Origin of the sequence: Bacillus sp. BD59S (assembly GCF_007363175.1) — a bacterium.
Lineage (GTDB): Bacteria > Bacillota > Bacilli > Bacillales > Bacillaceae_G > Bacillus_A > Bacillus_A pacificus.
On the sequence record NZ_CP034686.1, the window covers coordinates 368,660 to 390,751 of the forward strand.

The window sequence follows — 22,092 nt, forward strand, 5'->3', positions numbered from 1 at the left end:
ACTTGCATACAAGGCTTTCCTACTGCGTAGGAAAGCCTTTTCTTGTTTTAAAATTTAATTTCATAAGGGGGATTTTACTATGTCACAACAAGTTACAATTTCGTTTTCAGTAGTACCACAAGCAAAGAACAAAGATGTGTATTCTGTTGTTGATAAAGCAATTGAGGTTGTACAACAATCGGGAGTTCGTTATGAAGTAGGGGCAATGGAAACAACGCTGGAAGGAGAATTAGATGTACTTCTTGATATCATTAAACGTGCACAACAAGCTTGTGTGGATGCTGGAGCAGAAGAAGTGATTACTTCTATTAAAATCCATTATCGTCCAAGCACTGGTGTAACGATAGATGAAAAAGTTTGGAAGTACCGTGATGAATATGCAAAACCAGAAGCAATCTAAAATAATTACAGCAATTTGGCTTATCCTTCTCATTGCGATATGGGAAGGATCTGTTTCATTATTTAAAATTGAACCGTGGATTTTACCGAAGCCTTCTGCCATTGTTCAAGAATTAATTGGAATGAAAGATTTACTATTACCGAATACGATGCAGACGCTGCAGGAGGTTATAATTGGACTTTTCTTTGCGATTTTAATTGGGACAAGTATTGCAATTCTTATGGACGTTATCCCTTTATTTCGTATTTTAATAAATCCGTTACTTGTTATTTCGCAAACGATTCCAATCGTTGTACTTGCACCGTTATTTATTATTTGGTTTGGATATGGAATGCTACCGAAAGTAATGGTAGTCATACTCGTTTGTTTCTTTCCAATTGCGCTTAGCATTTTAGAAGGTTTCCAAACGGTAGATAAAAATATGTTGAAGTTGTTGCAAACGATGAAGGCAACGAAATGGCAAGTTTACCAGAAAGTAAAGTTTCCGGCAGTGCTTCCATACTTTTTCTCAGGGTTAAAGATTGCAGTTACATATAGCGTAATGGGAGCGATTATTGGAGAATGGCTCGGTGCAAGCGAAGGATTAGGAGTTATGCTTACGAGAGCTACAAAATCCTTTTTAACAGCCCGAGTATTTGGTGTGGCAGCAATTATTGTTATGGTGACATTATGTCTGTATTTTATCGTGGAGTTTATGGCAAGAATAACAGCACCATGGATATATAGAAAGGACGGCAGAAAATGAAAAAAGGTTTAAAATTTATGTTGGCTGCCTTATTAGCGGTAAGTGTGGCTGGATGTAATCCGGCGAAGAAAGAAGAAAGTGCAAGTAAAGATCAAAAAGTAAAAGTCGTATTAGATTGGTTTCCGAATACGAATCATACTGGCTTATATGTAGCGCAAGCGAAAGATTATTATAAAAAGCAAGGCTTAGATGTAGAAATTATTCAGCCTGGTGATAATGTGACGGCAGAGCAAATGATAGCTTCTGGAAAAGCTGACTTCGCAATAAGCGCGCAAGAAAATGTAACGTTGGCTCGTGTAGAAGGTATTCCTGTTGTATCTGTAGGAGCGATTATTCAGCATAACACTTCAGCTTTTGCATCGCTTAAGAAAGATAACATGACTTCGCCGAAAGATTTTGAAGGTAAACGTTATGGGGGCTGGGGAGGACCAGCGGAAGAAGCTACATTAAAGACAATTATGGAGAAAAATCAAGCCGATTTTAATAAAGTGGAAAAAATCATCTTAGGACAAACAGATTTCTTTAAATCAATTGGTCGTGATGCAGACTTTGAATGGATTTATTACGGATGGGATGGAATTGAAGCGAAGCGCCAAGGAAAAGAGTTAAATACGATTATGGTGAAAGACTTAGATCCAGCGCTTGATTTCTATAGTCCTGTTATTATTACGAGTGAAAAACATACGAAGCAAGATAAAGACTTTGTGAAAAAGTTTATGAGTGCAACGACAGAGGGTTATAATTTTGCAATTAAAGAACCGAAAGAAGCTGCTGATATTTTAATTAAAGCTGTTCCAGATGTAAATAAAGATTTAGTACAAGAAAGTCAAAAATGGTTAAGTACGAAGTATCAAGATGATGCAAAAGCGTGGGGAGTACAGAAGGAAGAAGTTTGGACGAATTACATGAATTTCTTATATGATAACAAAGTTATTAAGAAGAAAATTGATGTGAAAGATGCCTTTACGAATGAGTTCCTTCCAAGTGAAAAATGAGTGGATTACAAATAAAAGATATTGTGAAATCTTTCGATGGAAAGAATGTATTAGCAAATATTAGTGCTTCTATACGAGAGGGAGAGTTCGTTTCCTTCGTAGGACCGAGTGGTTGCGGGAAAAGCACATTATTAAATATGATTGCAAATGTTGAAAATCCAACAAGTGGGAATGTAACGTATAACGATAAACACGTACAAGAACAAGATGTTGTAAGTTATATGCCGCAACAGGATTTATTACTACCGTGGCGATCAGCTTTACAAAATATAGTTCTTCCATTGGAAATCGAAGGGAAACCGAAAAAACAAAGGCTGACAGAAGGAATGGAAGCATTAAAGCAGTTTGAACTAGATGAATATGCAGACCATTATCCAGATGAATTGTCTGGTGGTATGCGTCAAAGAATTAGTTTTCTGCGCACATATTTATGTGAAAAGCCAATTATGCTACTTGATGAGCCTTTTGGTAAATTAGATGCTTTTACAAAAATGGAAGTACATAGCTGGCTTTTAAACTCTTGGCACCAAGAGAAGCAAACAATCGTTATGGTTACACACGACTTAGATGAGGCAATCTTGCTTTCGGATCGCGTATTTATTTTATCTCAAAGACCAGCATCGATAGTTGGTGAGGTACAAGTGAAATTACCTAGGCCGAGAACGATGGATATGTTAACATCACTTGAGTTAAAGAAAGATAAGGAAGAAATTTTGAGAGTATTAGCTCCTTATATGAAAAAATAGAAAAAGCCTCTTAACAGTTTTTGATATAATTACTGTTAAGAGGCTTTTTTATCTAGGGGGAGGAAGATGAAAACTATAGAGAAAATAGTAGATGAATTAACGGCAGATAATCTTGAAGAAAGAAAAGCTTTATTAAAAAATCATATTTTATTAATGAAGTATGGTATGGAACATCATGAATTAAAAGAAGAAGAAATGACAGAAATTTTAAAGTGGGTTCAAGGTCGAGATCAATTGAGAAAAGATGTTCCGGAGTTACGTGATTTACATTTAATTAAAAAGTTTCAAGCGGTATTAGATGAATTTATTCATTCTATAATTTCAAATGGTTATATAGAAGACGCGGTAGAAATTCTAGAGAGTGTATTAAAAAGTATGGGGGCAGTCGCTCATATTGTAAAAATTATGTTTGTCGGCAAAATGAAAGTTAATAGAAATTCATTGGAAATGGTAGAGGTGTTAAAACGAGAGTGTTACAACTTAATGGAACAACGTGCTGTTGTCGGTTTACATGCTCAAATTTTTCACGTTTTAGGTTTTGTTCATTCAATTCAGTTTGATTTAGAAGAAAGGTCACAGGAGCATGGACGAGTTGTGATAGGTCTTTTAACAGATTTTAAAACGGATGAATTGAAGTCTGTACAACAATTTCAAACTGAGGACCATATTCAAGAAGTGAAAAGTATGGTTAATAAAGGATACGGAATAGAATTACAAAGAAGAATTTATATGTGGAAATCGTTAACGCTCATCTTTACAAGTCCATATGCGTTAGAAAAGATGTATAAAGAAATGTATGCAGAAAACGATAAAACGAGGAAGGAACAAAAGGAAAAGTAGAGAATAGAATATAACAGAGTAGTTTATACTCTTAATATAACAAATGTTAAAGGAGTGAAAGGATAAAATGACTTTATCAACTGTTCTTCAAATGGTTTTAGCTTGATACGGGAGAAGTCTGCCCATTTTTATCGATTAAGCTAAATTGAAGACAGCAGGTAAAGAACCTTAATCCTTTTTTACGATAATATGTAATGGGTAAGGTGTATTCACCTTACCCATTTTTATATGCACAATTAAATAAGGCTTTATACTGTTGCTCTCTCTATTTAGCTTATGAACCATAAGTAAAGGAGAGAAAAAAATGAGTATATTAACAGTAGAAAATGTAAGTCATTCGTATGGTGAGAAAACCATTTTATATAATGCGTGCTTTCGACTATTAAAGGGCGAGCATGTTGGGTTAGTAGGGAAAAATGGAATCGGAAAATCAACATTGTTAAGGATTTTAACAGGAGAACTTATACATGATGACGGGAACATTGAATGGTTCCCGCATGTGAAGATAGGTTTTTTACAGCAGCATATGGATTTACAAGAGGGGATAACAATTGAAGGCTACTTACAAAGTGCATTTTCTGATTTGTATGCGGTTGAATGTGAGATGTTAAAAATAGCAGAAGAAATGAATGGAGCAGGAGAAGTAGAATTAGAAAAATTGTTAGTAAAGTATGGAGAATTACAAACTATATTGGAAAGTTCTAATTTCTATCAAATTCATACAGAAATTGAAGAAGTAGCAACTGGTTTAGGATTATTTGAAGTAGGTTTGGAAAAGGATGTTTCAAAGTTAAGTGGAGGACAGCGAACAAAGTTATTACTTGGGAAGCTCCTTTTAGAAAAGGCTGATGTTTTATTGCTAGATGAGCCAACAAACTATTTAGATACAGCTCATATAGAATGGTTGCAATCGTATTTGAGACTGTATGAAAAAGCTTATGTAATCATTTCACATGACGAAGTATTTTTGAACAGTATTACGAATGTTATTTATCATCTAGAAGCAGGGAAAGTGAAGCGATACGTAGGAAATTATGAAAAGTTTATGCAAAGTTATCAAGTGCAAACGAAACAATTGCAATCGGCGTATGCGAAACAACAAAAAGAAATTGCTCAGCTAGAAACATTTATTCAAAAAAATAAAATTCGAAAAGCGAAACAGGCAAAAAGTCGAGAGAAAGTATTGGAGAAAATGCAACGGGTTGAAAAGGTTAATCATGTCACTCGATCCCGTTTTGATTTCAATGTGTATGAGGAGCCAGTGAGTCGTATATTGCAAGCTGAGAAACTAAGGATAGGTTATAGTGATCCGTTATTTCCAGAGCTGAATTTACAAGTGAAAAAAGGAGAAAAGATAGCGATTGTTGGTCATAATGGAATTGGAAAAACGACGATGTTAAAAACGTTATTAGGTCAAATAAGGCCACTAAGCGGTTCGATTTCTGTTGGAGAACGAGTAAATCCTGCTTATTTTGCACAGGAAGAGTTTGCTTCAGAAACAACACCATTAGAGAAAGTTTGGACAGAAAGACCAGATATGACAAAGAAAGAAGTACGGCAAGCATTAGCGAAGTGTGGATTGAAAGAAGAACACGTATTAAAACCTATTCGTTTATTAAGCGGCGGAGAACAAACGAAAGTACGTTTATGTGAACTTATCGTAGCGAAAAGTAATGTTTTAATTTTAGATGAACCAACTAATCATTTGGATATAGAAACGAAGAAGGCTTTGCAGGAAGCGTTACAACAATATAAAGGAACAGTTTTACTTGTCTCACATGAGTCTTCTTTCTATGAAGCATGGATAACAAAAGTATGGAATATAGAAGAATGGAACGCTGAACAATATGAATAAAGAAAAGGCATTAGCTTGTATAAGCTAATGCCTTTTCTTTGTGATTAACATGATTTTCGAGAACTTTTACATGAGAATTGTATGAAGAAGCACTCTTATGGTGCGCTTATAAGCGTGCTTTTTCTTTTGTTATATTTATAATAATACTAGATGCCTTTCCCTAATAGGCGACTATCTTTCTTTATATATATAGATAGTTTGAAATGGAATTAAAATAATTCCTATATGTAAAGGATAATGTGATTACTATAGGAAGACAATAGAGCTTAAAGGAAATTCATGTAAAATTCAGATGAACTTCACGCGAACTTCATATTGGAAACTAAATATAATTATAATAGGTTATTATAATGTTCATTTGTGATTTTTCATAAAATTAAAAGTTTGAATTTAGGAGAGAGGAATCAAACCTAAATTCAAACTTTAGTGAAATAATTAGTGGGAGTTACGTTTAGTTTTCGCTAATGGATGCATTTACAAGTTCAGCAGGAGTGCCTGTTCCTGCCCCTCCGATTGTAATCGATCCACCAGAAGGAATTTCACTATTCCATCCTGCATTCGTAATTACGTAATGATTATTAGTTTTACTACTAATTTTAGAATCCCAAACTTGTGTTAAATTGCCGTTATAATCAAATTCTAATTTCCAGTTTTTAATAGGGGTTGTTCCACTATTTTTAATTACAATCGAGAAGTTGTAACCACTTCCCCAATTTGAAGTTACTGAAAAGGTAGCATTGCTATTTCCACCAGGAGGTGTTGTGTTAGCATCATCTGTTTTTACAATAATAGAAGTAGGCTGTGATTTATTCCCAGCGGCATCTTTTGCTATTATTGAAAATTTGTATTCTGTATTAGCTTTTAAGTTTTTAATTGTAATGCTATTTGTTGTTGTACTCCATTTCTCTTCCCCAGCAGTAATTTCATATTCCGTAACTCCTACGTTATCAGTAGATGCAGTCCAGTTTAATTGAACTGAGTTTGAATTTTTATTTGTAACAGCAATATTTTTTACGTTTGTTGGTGGCTCAGTATCTTTTTGAGTAATAGGTCCACCTAGTAATTCTTTTACTAACGTATCAAGTAATTTTGGCCCACTACAACTATATTTTGGACTTGTACGGCAATCTCCGCTAAGCTCCCAAAACATTGCGCCACTTAAACCTTTTGTTTTTATATAGTCTGTTTTATGTTTCATAGATTCATTATCATCGTAGCTAATAAATGTGCCTGTAGTTGCATTATATAAATAAGGTACTTTCGCTACATCGTTCCACCCGCGAACAAAACCATTTTTATTCACATAATTAGCTGCTAAATCACCATAATCATACACACCTGTATCACCGGTAGAATAATCATCCCAAGTACCTTTAGAAGCGAGCTTTCCATCACTACCTGGTTTACAAGGTTGGTATTGTCCATTATTTTCTTTTCCGCAACTTTTCCATCCACGTCCGTAAAAAGGTACACCTAATACGAGTTTATCTGCTGGAACCCCTTCATTTGTATAAATGTCTATCGCACCATCTACGTAAAATTTCGTATCCGCTGCTGGGTCATTTGGATCTTTGTATAGAGCTGCATTATGGTTAGAAGTAGCTTCCCATCCACCGTGGAAATCATATGTCATAATATTAATCCAATCAAGTATTTGAGAGATTTTCTTTAGCTCTGTATGATCGGCATAACGTTGGCTTGCACCTGATGCGATTGTTAGTAAATACTGTTTGCCATCTTCTGCACCAGCTTTCGTTAATGCATTTCGAACTTCTTGAAGGAGTAGGGTGAAGTTTTGCTTATCTTCAGGACGATAACTACCACCAGGAATCGTTTCTACGCCCGGATATTCCCAATCTAAATCAACGCCGTCAAATCCATATTCGCGTAGGAAATCGACTGTAGATTCAGCGAATACTTTTCTTGTTTTTTCATCAGCGGCCATGTCAGAAAAGCGGTTAGACCAAGTCCAGCCACCAACAGAAATAATTGTTTTTAAGTGAGGATACTTAGCTTTTAATCGTTTCAGTTCGCCGAAATTTCCGCAGCGTGCGTATTTATCACAATCTTCCCAAGTTGTACCTGAGCCAGGATAAGATTTTGTGACATCGGCCCATGGTTCACCGAGTACGAGAGTACCATTAGGGACTTCTTTATTTTGCAGTGGTACACCAGATTCTTTACAGTTCCACGTTTGTTTATTTGGATTATCGGGGTGATTAGAAGGGTTTCCATGTTTTCCATTCCAGCAAATATCAGCGAAAGCGTAGTTTAAATGAGTTAGCTTTGATGCATCAATGTCTGCAACTTGATAATTACGTCCGTAAATGCCCCACGAAGGAAAATACCCAACAATTTTTTGACCTTGCTTTGGTGAATCTGCTAATGCGAAATTTGGAGTAATAAAGTTCGTGAGAAAAAGAGGTAAGAAGAGTAGTAGGGATAGTAATAGCGGTGTGAATTTTTTTAATCTCATAGTCATTTCTCCTTTCAAAATAAAAGATATATTTAAAGGCATGCGCCAATAAATCACAATGAATCTAGACGTATGAAACGTTTAGATAAAGTGAAACTTTAAACAGTGGGGGGCTTCATCCCCCAATGATTATCAGCCCTCACCAATCGGACTTTTAGGGGCAGTTGATCCCCCACCTAACTTCGTTGCTTTCGCTAAATTTTGAGGTGGGGGTCTTACTGCCCATTAAAGCGGGATAAAAATGATCAGACATCACGAAGTCTATACAAGGGAGCTGGGGTGATTAAATCGTAGCAAATGTAAGATTTGGTGTAAACGCTTTATTGAATTCGAAAAGACTTTCTCAATATGAAGTGGCTCTAATACAGATTACACATGAAAATAAAATATTGATTGGGGAGGAAAAGGCTTCTTGTAATTAAATTTGAGAAAAAATTGTATGAAGTCAATTTGTAATAGCGTAGCGAGATGAGAAAATATCATGTAAAATAATAGTAAAAATATGTAAAGGAGCGAATGGTGTGGATGTCTTTTTGAACATTGCTGAAGAAAAAATTCGACAAGCAATACGGAATGGAGACCTTAATCATATTCCGGGAAAAGGAAAACCACTACAATTAGAAGACCTTTCAATGGTACCTCCAGAACTTAGAATGAGTTATAAAATTTTAAAAAATGCGGGAATGATTCCACCAGAAATGGAACTACAAAAAGATATATTAAAAATAGAGGATCTAATTGCTTGCTGTTATGATGAAGAAGAGAGAAAGAAATTAAGAGAAGAGTTAACAGCAAAAACGCTTCGTTTTCAGCAGGTAATGGAAAAGAGAAAGATGAAAGATAGTTCAGCTTTTCGTATGTATCAAGACAAAGTATTTCGTAAATTACGCTAAGAGAGATAAGATGACTACATTTAAAACGATAGAAGAATTAGCGACCTATATTGAAGAACAACAATTGGTACTTCTGTTTATTAAAACGGAAAATTGTGGTGTTTGTGATGTTATGCTAAGAAAAGTAAATTGCGTATTAGAGAATTATGATTATGTAGAGAAAATAGAGATATTACTACAAGACATGCAAGAGATTGCAGGGCGATATGGAGTATTTACAGGGCCAACAGTTTTATTATTTTATAAAGGAAAAGAGATCCTTCGCGAATCACGCTTCATTTCACTTGAAAATCTAGAGAGAACCATTCAATTATTCAAGGAATAAGGGAGGATTTTATATGGAATTTATTATTGTCATACTATTATTTGTTGTAGTCGGAACGATCGTAACAGCAGTTCGATCAAACAAAAAGAAGGTAAATCTTGCGAAACAAAATAACATTCATAATTCATCTAACAACTCATCACCATTATTTTTCTTTGCTGGATCTGATAATGATAGCTCGCATGATGGAGGTTCACATGATTGTGGAGGGTCTTTTGGGGGAGATAGCGGGGGAAGCTGCGGTGGTGGTGATTGATGAAAATGCGCCTTATATAGGCGTATTTCTTTTTAAACAAACGTTTGATTAGTCGGCTTACATATGCATAAACACAGTTAAACAAATGTTTGATTAATATTTTTAACATACTAAGGGGAATGGAAATGAAAAGGGAGCCGAAAGTGAAAAACAAGGGGAAAGTAGTGTTATTTTTATTAGCTGCGGGAGGCGTATTTCTAGTTAAATTAGCATTTAAATTTGGAACAATACATACGATTCGAACTTGGTTTGAAAGTACGTTTTCTTAAATAAGGAATATAGCCTCTTGCGATAGAGGTTTTTGATTTGTTATCATTAGACTGAACGGTCGGTTTAAAGAGGTGTGAATATGAGAAGAAGCGCAGAAGAGATAAAGAAAGAAATTGCATATAAAGCAGAAAGTCTGTTTTCACAGAAGGGCTATTCAGCTACATCTATGGAAGAAATTTGTGAAATTACAGAGAGAAGTAAAGGAAGCATTTATTATCACTTTAAAAGTAAAGAAGAATTATTTTTATTTGTAGTAAAACAGCATACGTATGATTGGCTTGAAAAATGGAATGAAAAAGAGAAGTTGTATAGTACGAATACTGAAAAACTATATGGTCTCGCGGAATATCATGTAGAGGACATACAGCAACCAATTTCAAATGCAATAGAGGAATTCTCTATGAGCCAAGTTGTAAGTAAAGAGATTTTGGATGAACTATTAGCTTTAACTAGAGAATCATATGTTATGTTTGAGAAACTAATTGAAGCAGGCATACAGTCTGGAGAGTTTCGTGAAGATAATACGCGCGATCTTATGTATATTGTGAATGGATTATTATCAGGGCTTGGAGTACTTTACTACGAGTTAGATTATAAAGAGCTACAACGTATTTATAAAAAGGCAATAGATGTATTGTTAAAGGGAATGGCAGCTGAATAATAGGTCAGTTGCTTTCTTACAAAACAAAATAGACCGAACGGTCGGTTTGTGAAAGGGGAATGCAAATGAACGCTTTATTTAAAAACCGAGCATTTATGCTCGTTATGGCGTCTGATATTTTACAACAATTTGCAATTTGGATCAGAAATATGGCCCTTCTATATTTCATAATGGAGCGAACGAATAATGATCCAGTTTCCGTGTCGTTGTTATCAGTTATGGAATATGCACCTATTTTTATTTTCTCGTTTATCGGTGGTGCGCTAGCTGATCGCTGGAATCCGAAAAGAACAATGGTCGCTGGAGATGTATTAAGTGTCCTGTCTATTATAGGAATTGTCCTGTTGTTAAAACTGGATTATTGGCAGGCTATATTTTTTGCAACACTCATTTCCGCGATTGTAGGTCAGTTTTCTCAGCCATCATCTTCGCGTATATTTAAGCGCTATGTAAAAGAAGAACAGGTAGCAAATGCGATTGCATTTAACCAAACATTACAGTCATTATTTCTGATTTTTGGACCGGTGGTAGGATCGCTTGTGTATACACAACTTGGTTTATTTACGTCACTATATAGCTTAATCATTTTATTTTTGTTATCTGCTATCGCCCTTTCATTTTTACCAAAATGGGTTGAAAAAGAGCAAGTGGCGAGAGACTCATTAAAAAATGATATAAAAGAAGGTTGGAAATATGTTCTTCATACGAAAAATTTACGTATGATTACAATCACTTTCACCATTATAGGCTTAGCTGTTGGATTAACAATGCCATTAGAGGTGTTTCTTGTAATAGAACGCCTTGGAATGGAAAAGGAAGCAGTTCAATATTTAGCTGCAGCTGATGGAATAGGTATGTTAATTGGTGGTATTGTTGCTGCGATTTTCGCTTCAAAAGTGAACCCGAAAAAGATGTTCGTATTCGGTATGAGCATATTAGCGATGTCATTTTTAGTAGAAGGGCTATCTACATCATTTTGGATTACTAGTTTTATGAGGTTTGGAACAGGCATTTGTTTAGCCTGTGTGAATATCGTTGTCGGTACGCTTATGATTCAACTTGTACCAGAAAATATGATTGGAAGAGTAAATGGGACGATTTTACCGCTGTTTATGGGAGCAATGTTAATTGGAACTTCACTAGCTGGAGGATTGAAGGAGATGACCTCACTAGTTACCGTATTTTGTATAGCAATGTTACTTATTTTATTAGCAATAGGTCCGGTTTTACGTATGCAAATAAAGAAAGAAGATGTTGTTAATCAAGAGGAAATGACGAATTCATTGGCTTCGAAATAGCTATTGCAGGGGGGCTGAATTGCTCCCTTTTTTCATGGCGATCTTTTGACAATGAAATGCCCCAATTATATACTGATGATGTAAAAACGATTTTACATGTTAGGAGAAATGGTGTGAAAAATCAAATCTATGAATTACGCACTGAAAATAATATTTCACAAGGTGCATTAGCTGATAAGTGTAAAGTTTCAAGACAAACGATAAATGCAATTGAGAATAATAAATATGATCCAAGTTTAGCGTTAGCGTTTCGTTTAGCGGAAGTATTAGGAACAACTGTTGATAAACTATTTTTGTACAAGCAGTAGGGGGAGTAGTTGTTGGGGAAAGAGAAAATAAACCTTGTAGTTACGGCATTAGTGGCTATAAGTACGTTAGTGTTTGCACTTTACTATTGGTTAACTGAACTTCAAGTAAATTGGTATGCACTATTTATTTGTAGCATCGCGTTACATTATCTATTTAAAAGTTTGGCATCACATAGCGTTGAAGGGGATACTGAGGAGAACGAAGATTTAGAAAAACATGTATTAAAAACAAGTGCCAATGTTACATATTATGTACTCGTTGTATTCATTTTTGGTCTGTTTTTCGCATCGGTAGGCTTTAATAGATGGATTGATTTTCATAACATACCGTTATTGTTTGCACTATGCGCTGCAATAGTTGTAAAGCCAGCTGTAGAATTTTTAATTGTAAGACGTTATAGATAAAAAAGATCCTCTTCTTGCGTGAAGAGGATCTTTTTCTTATAGCGTTTTCGTTTTTGGACTAGGTGGTGTAACGGATGTAGGATTTTCTGGAACTCTAGTTAGTAAGAATCCACCGATAACGAACAGTACAATAATACTAAGGACACCAGCGTTTGTTTTTCCCGTTAATTGCGTTGTAACACCGACTAATACTGGACCCATAATCGCGGCAAACTTGCCAAATATATTATAAAATCCGAAGAATTCATTTGCAGATTCTTTAGGCACTAGTTTCGCAAAGTAGGAACGACTCAGTGCTTGAATCCCGCCCTGAGAAGTGGCAACTAACATTGCTAAAATCCAGAAATCGAGTGTCGTTTTTAAGAAATAAGCATATGTGCAGATAATGATATAAATAATAATACCAACATATAGCATTTTTTTACCGGTAAATGTTTCTGATAGTTTTCCATACAATAAAGCAAATGGGCAAGCGACAATTTGTGTGACAAATAATATGATTAATAGATTCGTTGCACTAATACCGAGGTCTGTTCCGTAAGCGGTAGACATAGTAATAATTGTATCGACCCCATCAATATAGAAAAAGTAAGCAATTAAGAACATAAAGACCGTTTTATATTCTTTAATATTTTTAAAAGTATCAGCAAGGCGTTTGAAGCTCATTACAATTGGTCTTGGATGGCGTTCAATATAGTGCGTTTGCTCTACGTTTTTTAGCATTGGAATGGTGAATAATCCCCACCAAAGAGCTGTTATTGCGAATGAAATTTGACTAGCAATGCCGACTGATAAAGGGATAGTTCCTTTTTGAGCAAGAATAATAAGAGCAATACAACCGATAAATGGAATAGTACTCCCAATATAGCCTAAAGCGAAACCTCTCGTAGAAATTCGATCCATTCTATCTTTAGAGGTAACATCTACTAAAAATGCATCATAAAAAATGTTTGCTCCTGCAAAACCGACTAATGCGAGCATATAGCAGCCTAGTAATAAGTACCACTGAGATGTTGGGACGACTGCTAGCATACTTGTAAATACGATACCGAGTCCAAAGAAGAATGTGAAAAATCGTTTTTTAAACCCTTTATAATCAGCAACTGTGCCGAGAATAGGAGCAAGTATAGAAATTAAAAGTGTAGCGAATGAGTTTGCATATCCCCAGTAGGCTGTTGAAGTTGCACCAGATAGTCCAGCTTCTTTTGCAGCTGCTTTAAAGTAAATTGGAAATAATGCAGTTGTAATGACGAGCGAATATACGGAGTTCGCCCAATCGTATAATATCCAGCTTTTTTCTTGTCTGGACATTTTTTTCATATAATGTTCCCCCTCGAATTTGTTCTACTAACAGTGTACAAAAATAAAAATTATAAAAAGAGAAACAATGATGAATTTTACATAACTTTTACATATATACACAGTTCTTTACAATTGGAGTAAATCCTCTACAATTGATCCGTCTGTTTCACCTAAGTGTAAACCGAGTAGTCTTGCGATAGTTGGGCCCTCATCAATAAGTCTCATATACGGTATGGTAATGCCGCTTTGTATCCCTTTCCCAGCAGCTATAAAAATTGTTTCATAGTTAGGTTTTGTTGGAGAGTATCCATGCGTACCAAACGTATATTTTTTACTAGGTGTAACATCTTTTTCAGTAATTTCTTTTATAAAATCTCCTGTATGGTTTTCAGTGAAATAATATCCTTCTCGTGCTTCCAACATAAATAAACAATTACCATCTGCACCGCATTCCTTTGCATCCTCATCATGAAGTATAAATTCAATACCGTTTTGTTTATTTTGAAGCAGTTCTTCAAGGAGTAGTTGTACTTCTCGAATTGTATCTGTATCGTTTTTGTCTTTCACATATACATAGGCGGACCCATCGCAACTTTGGCAATAAGCATTCCAGTCTACTAATTTTCCTTTTGAATTTATAGAGATAAGCCCTTTTTGATGAAATAGTACATTTAATTGAATGGCTTTGTTTTCACTTAAAGCGCTATGATCACCAAGAGCGATAATGGTGCTCTCTTCGTATAGTCCACTGTCTTTTAAAGCTTGAATAATTTTCCCTAGTCGCTCATCATGTCTATGAATTGCCGCTATTGTTTCTTTTGATTCAAAGCCGTGATAGTGTCTTTGGGTGTCTAAATCGGTGAAATGTACAAACATGACATTAGGCTTTTTCGTCTGGATTGTATGCACAGCAGAAGCAAGTACGAAATCATCGAGTTCAGGTTGTGACAATCCATTTCGTATATGGCCGAAACGACGATTTAAATCTAATTGGTATAGCGGACTACCGCTAAATAATGAAACTAAAACTTGATTTTGCCACGGTCTATTTGGAAAGATTTCTGGTAAATTGTAATCAATATTTGCTCTGCCGGTAACAGGCCATAGAAGGGCAGCTGTCGTTAAATTTGCTTTATGTGCTTCATCATATAATGTTGTTCCTTGTATTGATTTTCGGTACCAATGCCAATCGGGGGATTCACGTCCAGGTTGAAGTAACGTATTGCTAACAACACCATGTTTATTAGGGTAATTACCAGTTACGATTGTTGAGTGACTTGGATAGGTTACAGAAGGATAGATGGGCTCTACTTTTTCGACAACCGTACCCTTTTTGATTAGAGATTGGAAGTGAGGTAATTTTTGTAGTATAGGAAAATCTAAAGCTGATAAACAGTCGAATGATAAAATAATGACACGATTCGTTAATGCTTTATCCATAAAGTAATCCTCCTAATTATATGAAACCTATTACTATATATTACTATTAATACCTAGTAATAAAAATATGTTTTTAAATAAAATTTATTATTTATTTTCAGAAAAGTTAAACATATAATTAAGTATAAGGGAATGAATGAAAGGAGGGAATACTATGGATCTGCTAGATGGATTTAGTATCTTTTACATCATTGGCGGAATTACGATTATTCTTGTATTTGCTATTTCGTATTTACTAAAGAAACGGTTTCCAGACAAGCAGTTTGATATTATATTTGCACTTAGTTTAATACTTCTTTGCTTAGCATCCTTTCCCGTTACAATGATGGTTATTGGTGGATGGGAAGGAATGGGATATGGATTTATTAGTTTCTTTGTCCTGCTTGGTACACTTATCGGTATGATTGCACATCAACTTGTGAAAATTACGCGGAAAAGCTACGTATAAAACTGTAAAAAATGAAAAGAATATATAAAAGTAAGAAAATTAGCTATTGTTTTAAAAAAGAATTTGTATTATGATAATCAACAAATTTATTTCGTTATAACGATGAAAAAGGATTAGTACATGTTCAACCTTTTTAGCAGAGAGAGAATCCAGCAGGCTGAAAGATTCTTAAAAAGGCGATATGGAACCTACCTTTGCGTTCTGCATATGCAGCGGGAATTTCCCGTTATCAAAAAGAGAGCATGCACAATTTTTGTGCATGAATCAGGGTGGTAACGCCGGCAAAGCTCGGTCCCTATTTAGGGGCGCGGGCTTTTTTGTATTTTCTAGAAGGAGGAAGACTGACTATGGCAAAAGAACAAGTACAAGCGATTACGAAAATGGAAGAGGACTTTGCACAGTGGTACACAGATATTGTAAAAAAAGCAGAACTTGTTGATTATTCAAGTGTAAAAGGATGTATGATTCTACGTCCGTACGGTTATGCATTATGGGAAAATATGCAAAAAGTGATGGATGAAAAGTTAAAAGCAACAGGTCACGAAAATGTGTATATGCCAATGTTTATCCCAGAGAGTTTATTGCAAAAAGAGAAGGATCATGTAGAGGGATTTGCTCCTGAAGTAGCATGGGTGACACATGGAGGGGATGAAAAGTTAGCAGAAAGACTTTGTATACGCCCTACATCCGAAACTTTATTCTGTGAGCATTTTTCAAAAATTGTCCAATCCTATAATGATTTGCCAAAGTTATATAATCAGTGGTGTTCAGTAGTTCGTTGGGAAAAGACAACGAGGCCATTTCTTCGTACAACGGAATTCTTATGGCAAGAGGGTCATACAATTCATGAAACAGCAGAAGAATCTCAAGCTGAAACATTAAATATTTTAAATCTATATGCTTCTTTCTGTGAAGACTACTTAGCGATACCAGTAATTAAAGGACAAAAAACAGAAAAAGAAAAATTTGCGGGCGCAAAGGCGACTTATACGATTGAAAGCTTAATGCATGATGGGAAAGCACTTCAAACAGGAACATCCCATAACTTTGGAACGAATTTCTCTGAAGCATTTGATATTAAGTTTTTAGATCGTAACGGTAAGTGGCAATATGTACACCAAACATCTTGGGGCGTATCAACAAGAATGATAGGTGGACTGATTATGGTTCATAGTGATAATAATGGGCTTGTAATGCCACCAAAAGTTGCGCCAGTGCAAGTTGTTATTGTACCAATTGCGCAGCATAAAGAAGGCGTTTTAGCGAAAGCAACTGAGTTACAAGAACATATTCAAAAGGTTGCACGAGTAAAAATAGATGCTAGTAATAAAACACCAGGCTGGAAATTTAATGAGTATGAAATGAAGGGCATTCCAATTCGATTAGAGGTTGGTCCGAAAGATATTGAAAAGAATCAAGTTGTACTCGTAAGAAGAGATACGAAAGAAAAAGAATTTATAGCAATGGATCAATTAGAAAAGCGTATTCCAGCACTACTTGAGGAAATTCATCATTCTTTATTTAATAAGGCAAAAGTATTTCGCGATGAGAATACGTATAGTGTGACGAATTTTGAAGAGATGAAAAAAGTAGCTGATGAAAAGCAAGGATTTATTAAAGCAATGTGGTGCGGGGAATTAGCTTGTGAAGAGAAACTAAAAGAAGAAGTTGGAGTATCTTCTCGGTGTATGCCTTTTGAGCAAGAGCATTTAGCTGACGAATGTATTTGTTGTGGTAAAGAAGCTAAACAAATGGTGTATTGGGGAAAAGCGTATTAATGCTCTTTTGGATAGGAAGGATGAAAAGGACTTTGGGTTGCATAATAAAATGCAATCCAAAGTCCTTTTTAGTTTTACAATTTGTTTCATGTATTTTTTAGATGGAGGGATATGTTTTTATTTTGCGTTTTTACGGCGAATGAATAGTAACATACCAATTAGGAATGTTGAAATTCCCATTAAAATAGATGCAGGATAATGTGTTGCAGTATTCGGTAACTTCTCGCCTTGTTTTTTCGCGTTATCTTTTACGTTACCACCTTGAGAACCATTGCCACCAGAGCCATTGCCACCAGAACCATTGCCACCAGAACCATTGCCACCAGAACCGCTACCACCGGAACCATTGCCACCGGAACCATTGCCGCCCGAGCCACTGCCACCAGAACCGCTACCGCCAGAACCGTTACCACCGGAATCATTGCCGCTAGAGCCATTGTCACCCGAACCGCTACCATCGGAACCGTTGCCACCGGAACCACTATCGTCCTGAGAACCACCGTTTCCTGGTGGTTTATTATTATCTTTTGAGTTACCTTCTGCAAAATGATCGTTATTTTGTACAATCGCATTTGTTACTGGAGAGAAGTTTTCTGTTGCTGCATTACCGATATTTAAACCACTAAAAAAAGATAAAGAAAGAGTTGATGCTAAAATGAAAATTTTCGTCATTGATTTCCTCCTGAAAAATTAATATTCCATCTAAAATACATCCCTTTGTAATATTTCATAGGAAAAAGAGTTTTATGCAAAAAAAACTATATATAGAAAAAGATGGTATATTTCTAAAGAGAGAAAAGAGTTAGTGTAAACTCTTTGTAAATAGTAGAGCGTGAGAATTTTACACTCATTACAGTAGAGGAAGTGACAGCAGATGAAAGAATATATTGCATTTGATATTGGTGGTACACAAATTAAATATGGAATTGTTTCAGAAACAGGAACAGTACTAAAGCATAAAACAGTTCCAACAGAAATTCATTTGGGTGGGGAACAAATTATTCAAAAACTCATTCTTTTATCAAAAAAATTAATGGGTGAACATACGATTTTGGGAATTGGCATTAGTACGGCGGGAATTGTTGATATTAATAAAGGAATTGTCACGGGAGGTGCGGATCATATTCCGGGTTATAGTACGATTCCTATTATGAATAGATTGCAAGAGGTATTAAAAGTTCCTGTATCCATTGATAATGATGTGAATTGTGCAGCGTTCGGAGAAAAGTGGAATGGTAGTGGAAGAGAGAAAGGAAACTTTATTATGCTCACCCTTGGAACTGGTATTGGAGGAGCAATTTTTATAGATGGAGAGTTATATAGAGGGCATTTGTTTAGTGCTGGTGAATGGGGAAATATGTTAATAGAAGGAAAAACGTTTGAAGAGGTTGCTTCGATTTCAGGATTAATTCGGCTTGTAAGAAAATATAAAGGCAAAGGCGAGTGGAATGGGAAAAGAATTTTTGAGTTGTATGATAAAGGAGATCAGGAAGTTGCTCAAGCAGTTGGGATCTTCTTTAAACATTTGGCAATCGGAATTAGTAATCTTGCTTATATTTTCAATCCAGAAATGATTGTTATAGGTGGCGGAATTACTGATAGAGGAAATCAGTTCTTAAAAGAAGTAAAAGAAGAAGTGGAAAAATATTTACACAAAGAGATTTATAATAATTGTGAGATTGAACTTGCACAAAACGGGAATTGTGCAGGAATGATTGGTGCTATTTACCACTTCTTACATCATCATAAGTAAGTTATATGAATGTTTTCATATAACTGAGAATTTATCCTTTTTATCACTAGGTAAATAATGCTACAATATAAAGGAAGAATACAATATTTTCCGCCTTGGAAAATGCTTTGTAGAAAGGAAGAAACTGCATGCCTATTATTTTAGAAAAAGGTCAAAAGATCGATTTAACGAAAGGACAACCAAAAGTAGCAAAACTACAGGTTGGCTTAGGCTGGGATCCAATTGGGCAATCAGGTGGGTTTCTGTCTTCATTATTTGGAAGTAAACCAAATGTAGATTGTGATGCATCTGTTGTTATGTTAGAAGGGGATCGTTTTGTTAATAAAAACGATTTGGTATACTTTGGAAACAAACTTTCTACTTGTGGTAGTATTATTCATTCAGGAGATAATTTAACAGGTGAAGGCGAAGGTGACGATGAAACAATCTTTGTAGAGTTACATAAAGTCCCAAGTCGTATTAACCGTTTAGTATTCGTTGTAAATATTTATGATTGTGTAAACAGACGTCAAGACTTTGGTATGATTCGCAATGCATATATTCGTATTCAAAACCAACAAACCGGTGAAGAATTAGCACGTTACAACTTATCAGATAACTATGCTGGAAAAACGACTCTAATTGCAGGGGAAATGTATCGACACGGAAGTGAATGGAAGTTCTCAGCAGTTGGAGAAGGTACACAAGATAAAAACTTAAGTGAGATTGTATCACGTTATCAATAAAATAAACCGAGGAGGAATTGTATATGGCATCAATTTCGTTGAAAAAAGGACAAAAGGTAGACTTAACAAAAACGAATCCAGGTCTTTCAAAAGTTCTTGTAGGACTTGGTTGGGATACAAATCGTTATGATGGACAAGCTGATTTTGATTTAGATGTTAGTATCTTTTTAGTAGGTGCGAACGGTAAAGTTTCAGGAGCAGAAGATTTTGTTTTCTATAATAACCCAAAAGGTGCGAATGGTGCTGTAGAGCATTTAGGAGATAACCGAACTGGCGAAGGTGAAGGCGATGACGAATCGATTAAAGTAGATTTGAAAAACGTACCTGCACATATTGAACGTATTTGCTTCACAATTACAATTTACGATGGAGAAGGTCGTAGCCAAAACTTCGGACAAGTTTCTAATTCTTTCGTACGTATTTTAGATGAAGAAAAGAATGCAGAATTAATTCGTTACGATTTAGGAGAAGATTTCTCTATTGAAACAGCTGTTGTAGTAGGTGAATTATATCGTCATGCAGGTGACTGGAAGTTCAATGCAATCGGAAGTGGATTCCAAGGTGGATTAGCGTCTCTATGTAACAATTTCGGTTTAGATGTAGAGTAATAGATTTAGCTATCCATTAGTAAATATATATTTACTAATGGATATATTTTTAAAGATTAAAATATAGAGGTGAATATACATGGCCATTCAGTTACAAAAAGGACAGAAAATCGATTTAGGTAAAACAAGCCCTGGCTTAACAAAAGCAGTAATTGGTCTTGGATGGGATATTAAATCTTATGACGGTGGATCTGATTTCGATTTAGATGCATCTGCCTTTTTATTAGATGCGAACGGAAAATGTACGAAGGAAACTGATTTTATCTTCTATAATAATTTACAGTCTCCTTGTGGATCTGTTCTACATACAGGGGATAACCGCACAGGTGAAGGTGAAGGCGATGATGAACAACTTGTTGTGGACTTAAAGAAAGTTCCAGCAGATGTGCACAAAATTGCTATTACAGTTACGATTTATGATGCGGAAGGTCGTAGTCAAAATTTTGGACAAGTAGGAAATGCTTTCGTTCGTTTAGCAAACGAAGAAACGAATGAAGAAGTTCTTCGCTTCGATTTAGGGGAAGATTTCTCTATCGAAACAGCAGTTGTCTTTTGTGAATTATATCGTCATAATGGACAGTGGAAGTTTAATGCAGTAGGAAGTGGATTCCAAGGTGGTTTAGGTGCGCTTGTAAGAGCGTATGGCTTGGATGCATAGAAAGGAAACGATATTCGTTTCCTTTTTTTGACCTTTCTATAAATCTAGCAAAGAATAGGGGATAAAGGTAAGATGAGTATTTTGCAAGGAATCCTTGATACGTATGCTCAGTTTTTCGACTTGGACATGTGGATTAAAGTGTTACAGGATCCAGTATCTTGGGGATTAATAGGTACACTTGTTGTACTTGAAGGATTGTTATCTGCTGATAATGCACTTGTATTAGCGGTAATGGTAAAACACCTTCCGGAAGAAAAACGTAAAAAAGCATTATTCTATGGACTTATTGGAGCTTATGTGTTCCGCTTTATTGCGATTGGAATTGGAATGTTCTTAATTAAATTAGCATGGGTAAAAGTGTTAGGTGCACTTTACTTAGCATGGCTTTCAGTTAAATACTTCATTGATAAAAGAAAAGGGAATGCAGAAGAAGAGGAAGCTCATGGTATGAACCAAAACAGTGTTCTCTTCAGAATGTTTGGTGTCTTCTGGGGAACAGTTGCGATGGTTGAATTAATGGATATCGCATTCTCTGTAGATAGCGTACTTGCTGCATTTGGTGTATCTAATGAAGTTTGGATTTTACTATTAGGCGGGATGCTAGGTATTTTAATGATGCGTGGTATTGCTGGTGTATTCTTAAAATTGTTAGAGCGTATTCCAGAGCTTGAAACGACAGCATACATTTTAATCCTAATTATTGCAGCAAAAATGTTATTGTCGGTTATTCATATTGAAATAAGCCATACAGTGTTCTTCATTATTTTAGTTGTAGCATTTGGAGCAACATTTATACTTCACTACATGAAGAATTCTGGACAAGCTAAAGAAGAAGTTGCAGCTACTAAAGAAGACAATAAATAATTGAAATGGGTTTGCTCGTTTTACGAGCGCCCATTTTTTATAA

25 protein-coding genes and 1 other annotated feature are annotated in these 22,092 nt (G+C 35.5%); of the genes, 21 read left to right on the top strand and 4 right to left on the bottom strand.

The window, feature by feature from the left end:
- The first annotated feature begins 79 nt into the window (after window positions 1-79).
- The 6 genes from EKQ63_RS03860 to EKQ63_RS03885 all read left to right on the top strand — a co-directional run bounded on the left by EKQ63_RS03860 (window position 80) and on the right by EKQ63_RS03885 (window position 5,581).
- Complete coding sequence (locus tag EKQ63_RS03860) at window positions 80-400, top strand: MTH1187 family thiamine-binding protein (RefSeq protein WP_000082897.1); 321 nt, start codon at window positions 80-82, stop codon at window positions 398-400.
- Window positions 372-1,145, top strand: a complete 774-nt coding sequence (locus EKQ63_RS03865) for an ABC transporter permease (protein WP_001057149.1) — start codon at window positions 372-374, stop codon at window positions 1,143-1,145. Before EKQ63_RS03860 ends, EKQ63_RS03865 begins: the two co-directional genes overlap by 29 nt.
- The gene (locus EKQ63_RS03870; protein ID WP_143880746.1) at window positions 1,142-2,140 is read left to right on the top strand and encodes an ABC transporter substrate-binding protein; all 999 of its coding nucleotides are present in this window, start codon (window positions 1,142-1,144) and stop codon (window positions 2,138-2,140) included. The genes EKQ63_RS03865 and EKQ63_RS03870 overlap by 4 nt, the downstream gene beginning before the upstream one ends.
- Window positions 2,137-2,886, top strand: coding sequence for an ABC transporter ATP-binding protein (locus tag EKQ63_RS03875; protein WP_062822011.1), 750 nt, complete (start codon window positions 2,137-2,139; stop codon window positions 2,884-2,886). The genes EKQ63_RS03870 and EKQ63_RS03875 overlap by 4 nt, the downstream gene beginning before the upstream one ends.
- 66 nt (window positions 2,887-2,952) lie before the next feature.
- Window positions 2,953-3,726 (top strand): hypothetical protein, encoded by a 774-nt coding sequence (locus tag EKQ63_RS03880; RefSeq protein ID WP_087994762.1) that lies wholly within the window; start codon window positions 2,953-2,955, stop codon window positions 3,724-3,726.
- A 304-nt stretch (window positions 3,727-4,030) separates the two neighbouring features.
- Entirely contained in the window at window positions 4,031-5,581 is a 1,551-nt protein-coding gene (locus EKQ63_RS03885; protein WP_087952009.1) for an ABC-F family ATP-binding cassette domain-containing protein, read from the top strand.
- Between the two features lie 451 nt (window positions 5,582-6,032).
- Here the strand turns inward: EKQ63_RS03885 and EKQ63_RS03890 are convergent, their stop codons facing one another.
- Complete coding sequence (locus tag EKQ63_RS03890) at window positions 6,033-8,057, bottom strand: glycosyl hydrolase family 18 protein (RefSeq protein ID WP_087952010.1); 2,025 nt, start codon at window positions 8,055-8,057, stop codon at window positions 6,033-6,035.
- 521 nt (window positions 8,058-8,578) lie between these two features.
- On the opposite strand from EKQ63_RS03890, the gene EKQ63_RS03900 reads away from it, so the two are divergent.
- The 8 genes from EKQ63_RS03900 (at window position 8,579) to EKQ63_RS03935 (ending at window position 12,473) form a co-directional block, all read left to right on the top strand.
- Window positions 8,579-8,950 carry a DnaJ family domain-containing protein gene (locus EKQ63_RS03900; RefSeq protein WP_087952011.1) on the top strand — a complete coding sequence of 124 codons (372 nt, stop codon included), beginning with the start codon at window positions 8,579-8,581 and terminating at the stop codon, window positions 8,948-8,950.
- A 10-nt stretch (window positions 8,951-8,960) separates the two neighbouring features.
- Window positions 8,961-9,275 (top strand): thioredoxin family protein, encoded by a 315-nt coding sequence (locus tag EKQ63_RS03905; protein WP_087952012.1) that lies wholly within the window; start codon window positions 8,961-8,963, stop codon window positions 9,273-9,275.
- 13 nt (window positions 9,276-9,288) lie between these two features.
- Entirely contained in the window at window positions 9,289-9,531 is a 243-nt protein-coding gene (locus EKQ63_RS03910) for a hypothetical protein (RefSeq protein ID WP_087952013.1), read from the top strand.
- A 125-nt stretch (window positions 9,532-9,656) separates the two neighbouring features.
- The gene (locus tag EKQ63_RS03915) at window positions 9,657-9,800 is read left to right on the top strand and encodes a histidine kinase (RefSeq protein WP_087952014.1); all 144 of its coding nucleotides are present in this window, start codon (window positions 9,657-9,659) and stop codon (window positions 9,798-9,800) included.
- 80 nt (window positions 9,801-9,880) lie between these two features.
- Window positions 9,881-10,462: a TetR/AcrR family transcriptional regulator gene (locus EKQ63_RS03920; protein ID WP_087952015.1), complete on the top strand. Its 582-nt coding sequence runs from the start codon at window positions 9,881-9,883 to the stop codon at window positions 10,460-10,462.
- Window positions 10,463-10,527: 65 nt separating this feature from the next.
- The gene (locus tag EKQ63_RS03925; RefSeq protein WP_087952016.1) at window positions 10,528-11,760 is read left to right on the top strand and encodes an MFS transporter; all 1,233 of its coding nucleotides are present in this window, start codon (window positions 10,528-10,530) and stop codon (window positions 11,758-11,760) included.
- Window positions 11,761-11,816: 56 nt separating this feature from the next.
- A complete protein-coding gene (locus EKQ63_RS03930) occupies window positions 11,817-12,068 on the top strand; it encodes a helix-turn-helix transcriptional regulator (protein WP_087952017.1) in 252 nt (83 codons plus the stop codon).
- 12 nt (window positions 12,069-12,080) lie between these two features.
- Window positions 12,081-12,473 (top strand): hypothetical protein, encoded by a 393-nt coding sequence (locus tag EKQ63_RS03935; RefSeq protein ID WP_131101333.1) that lies wholly within the window; start codon window positions 12,081-12,083, stop codon window positions 12,471-12,473.
- Window positions 12,474-12,509: 36 nt separating this feature from the next.
- On the opposite strand, the gene EKQ63_RS03940 is transcribed toward EKQ63_RS03935, so the two are convergent.
- Together EKQ63_RS03940 and EKQ63_RS03945 are read right to left on the bottom strand one after the other, a co-directional pair.
- The gene (locus EKQ63_RS03940) at window positions 12,510-13,793 is read right to left on the bottom strand and encodes an MFS transporter (protein ID WP_087952018.1); all 1,284 of its coding nucleotides are present in this window, start codon (window positions 13,791-13,793) and stop codon (window positions 12,510-12,512) included.
- 108 nt (window positions 13,794-13,901) lie between these two features.
- On the bottom strand, window positions 13,902-15,215 hold the full coding sequence (locus tag EKQ63_RS03945; RefSeq protein ID WP_087994760.1) for an alkaline phosphatase family protein: 1,314 nt from the start codon (window positions 15,213-15,215) through the stop codon (window positions 13,902-13,904).
- Between the two features lie 154 nt (window positions 15,216-15,369).
- Here EKQ63_RS03945 and EKQ63_RS03950 point away from each other — a divergent pair, with 154 nt between their 5' ends.
- On the top strand, window positions 15,370-15,663 hold the full coding sequence (locus EKQ63_RS03950; protein ID WP_140168513.1) for a YesK-like family protein: 294 nt from the start codon (window positions 15,370-15,372) through the stop codon (window positions 15,661-15,663).
- A gap of 93 nt (window positions 15,664-15,756) precedes the next feature.
- Window positions 15,757-15,963: a binding site (T-box leader), on the top strand.
- 47 nt (window positions 15,964-16,010) lie between these two features.
- A complete protein-coding gene (proS, locus tag EKQ63_RS03955; RefSeq protein ID WP_087952021.1) occupies window positions 16,011-17,441 on the top strand; it encodes a proline--tRNA ligase in 1,431 nt (476 codons plus the stop codon).
- 117 nt (window positions 17,442-17,558) lie between these two features.
- Here the strand turns inward: proS and EKQ63_RS03960 are convergent, their stop codons facing one another.
- Window positions 17,559-18,113, bottom strand: a complete 555-nt coding sequence (locus tag EKQ63_RS03960) for an LPXTG cell wall anchor domain-containing protein (protein ID WP_143880747.1) — start codon at window positions 18,111-18,113, stop codon at window positions 17,559-17,561.
- A 202-nt stretch (window positions 18,114-18,315) separates the two neighbouring features.
- On the opposite strand from EKQ63_RS03960, the gene EKQ63_RS03965 reads away from it, so the two are divergent.
- The 5 genes from EKQ63_RS03965 (at window position 18,316) to EKQ63_RS03985 (ending at window position 22,049) form a co-directional block, all read left to right on the top strand.
- Window positions 18,316-19,194 (top strand): ROK family protein, encoded by an 879-nt coding sequence (locus tag EKQ63_RS03965; RefSeq protein ID WP_143880748.1) that lies wholly within the window; start codon window positions 18,316-18,318, stop codon window positions 19,192-19,194.
- A 128-nt stretch (window positions 19,195-19,322) separates the two neighbouring features.
- On the top strand, window positions 19,323-19,919 hold the full coding sequence (locus EKQ63_RS03970; RefSeq protein ID WP_087952024.1) for a TerD family protein: 597 nt from the start codon (window positions 19,323-19,325) through the stop codon (window positions 19,917-19,919).
- Window positions 19,920-19,942: 23 nt separating this feature from the next.
- Window positions 19,943-20,527, top strand: a complete 585-nt coding sequence (locus tag EKQ63_RS03975) for a TerD family protein (RefSeq protein WP_000146722.1) — start codon at window positions 19,943-19,945, stop codon at window positions 20,525-20,527.
- A gap of 79 nt (window positions 20,528-20,606) precedes the next feature.
- Window positions 20,607-21,185: a TerD family protein gene (locus EKQ63_RS03980; RefSeq protein WP_001007533.1), complete on the top strand. Its 579-nt coding sequence runs from the start codon at window positions 20,607-20,609 to the stop codon at window positions 21,183-21,185.
- A gap of 72 nt (window positions 21,186-21,257) precedes the next feature.
- Window positions 21,258-22,049: a TerC family protein gene (locus tag EKQ63_RS03985; RefSeq protein ID WP_000025699.1), complete on the top strand. Its 792-nt coding sequence runs from the start codon at window positions 21,258-21,260 to the stop codon at window positions 22,047-22,049.
- Window positions 22,050-22,092 lie beyond the last annotated feature (43 nt).

Excerpts from the sequence above, each read along its gene's own strand:
- EKQ63_RS03920 (WP_087952015.1), top strand. The coding sequence starts at position 9,881 with ATGAGAAGAAGCGCAGAAGAGATAAAGAAAGAAATTGCATATAAAGCA.
- EKQ63_RS03915 (WP_087952014.1), top strand. The coding sequence starts at position 9,657 with ATGAAAAGGGAGCCGAAAGTGAAAAACAAGGGGAAAGTAGTGTTATTT.
- EKQ63_RS03890 (WP_087952010.1), bottom strand. The coding sequence starts at position 8,057 with ATGAGATTAAAAAAATTCACACCGCTATTACTATCCCTACTACTCTTC.
- EKQ63_RS03910 (WP_087952013.1), top strand. The coding sequence starts at position 9,289 with ATGGAATTTATTATTGTCATACTATTATTTGTTGTAGTCGGAACGATC.
- EKQ63_RS03975 (WP_000146722.1), top strand. The coding sequence starts at position 19,943 with ATGGCATCAATTTCGTTGAAAAAAGGACAAAAGGTAGACTTAACAAAA.
- EKQ63_RS03970 (WP_087952024.1), top strand. The coding sequence starts at position 19,323 with ATGCCTATTATTTTAGAAAAAGGTCAAAAGATCGATTTAACGAAAGGA.
- EKQ63_RS03965 (WP_143880748.1), top strand. The coding sequence starts at position 18,316 with ATGAAAGAATATATTGCATTTGATATTGGTGGTACACAAATTAAATAT.
- EKQ63_RS03930 (WP_087952017.1), top strand. The coding sequence starts at position 11,817 with ATGCCCCAATTATATACTGATGATGTAAAAACGATTTTACATGTTAGG.
- EKQ63_RS03980 (WP_001007533.1), top strand. The coding sequence starts at position 20,607 with ATGGCCATTCAGTTACAAAAAGGACAGAAAATCGATTTAGGTAAAACA.
- EKQ63_RS03860 (WP_000082897.1), top strand. The coding sequence starts at position 80 with ATGTCACAACAAGTTACAATTTCGTTTTCAGTAGTACCACAAGCAAAG.
- EKQ63_RS03875 (WP_062822011.1), top strand. The coding sequence starts at position 2,137 with ATGAGTGGATTACAAATAAAAGATATTGTGAAATCTTTCGATGGAAAG.
- EKQ63_RS03950 (WP_140168513.1), top strand. The coding sequence starts at position 15,370 with ATGGATCTGCTAGATGGATTTAGTATCTTTTACATCATTGGCGGAATT.
- EKQ63_RS03905 (WP_087952012.1), top strand. The coding sequence starts at position 8,961 with ATGACTACATTTAAAACGATAGAAGAATTAGCGACCTATATTGAAGAA.
- EKQ63_RS03960 (WP_143880747.1), bottom strand. The coding sequence starts at position 18,113 with ATGACGAAAATTTTCATTTTAGCATCAACTCTTTCTTTATCTTTTTTT.
- EKQ63_RS03940 (WP_087952018.1), bottom strand. The coding sequence starts at position 13,793 with ATGAAAAAAATGTCCAGACAAGAAAAAAGCTGGATATTATACGATTGG.
- EKQ63_RS03870 (WP_143880746.1), top strand. The coding sequence starts at position 1,142 with ATGAAAAAAGGTTTAAAATTTATGTTGGCTGCCTTATTAGCGGTAAGT.
- proS (WP_087952021.1), top strand. The coding sequence starts at position 16,011 with ATGGCAAAAGAACAAGTACAAGCGATTACGAAAATGGAAGAGGACTTT.
- EKQ63_RS03945 (WP_087994760.1), bottom strand. The coding sequence starts at position 15,215 with ATGGATAAAGCATTAACGAATCGTGTCATTATTTTATCATTCGACTGT.
- EKQ63_RS03925 (WP_087952016.1), top strand. The coding sequence starts at position 10,528 with ATGAACGCTTTATTTAAAAACCGAGCATTTATGCTCGTTATGGCGTCT.
- EKQ63_RS03865 (WP_001057149.1), top strand. The coding sequence starts at position 372 with ATGAATATGCAAAACCAGAAGCAATCTAAAATAATTACAGCAATTTGG.
- EKQ63_RS03880 (WP_087994762.1), top strand. The coding sequence starts at position 2,953 with ATGAAAACTATAGAGAAAATAGTAGATGAATTAACGGCAGATAATCTT.
- EKQ63_RS03885 (WP_087952009.1), top strand. The coding sequence starts at position 4,031 with ATGAGTATATTAACAGTAGAAAATGTAAGTCATTCGTATGGTGAGAAA.
- EKQ63_RS03985 (WP_000025699.1), top strand. The coding sequence starts at position 21,258 with ATGAGTATTTTGCAAGGAATCCTTGATACGTATGCTCAGTTTTTCGAC.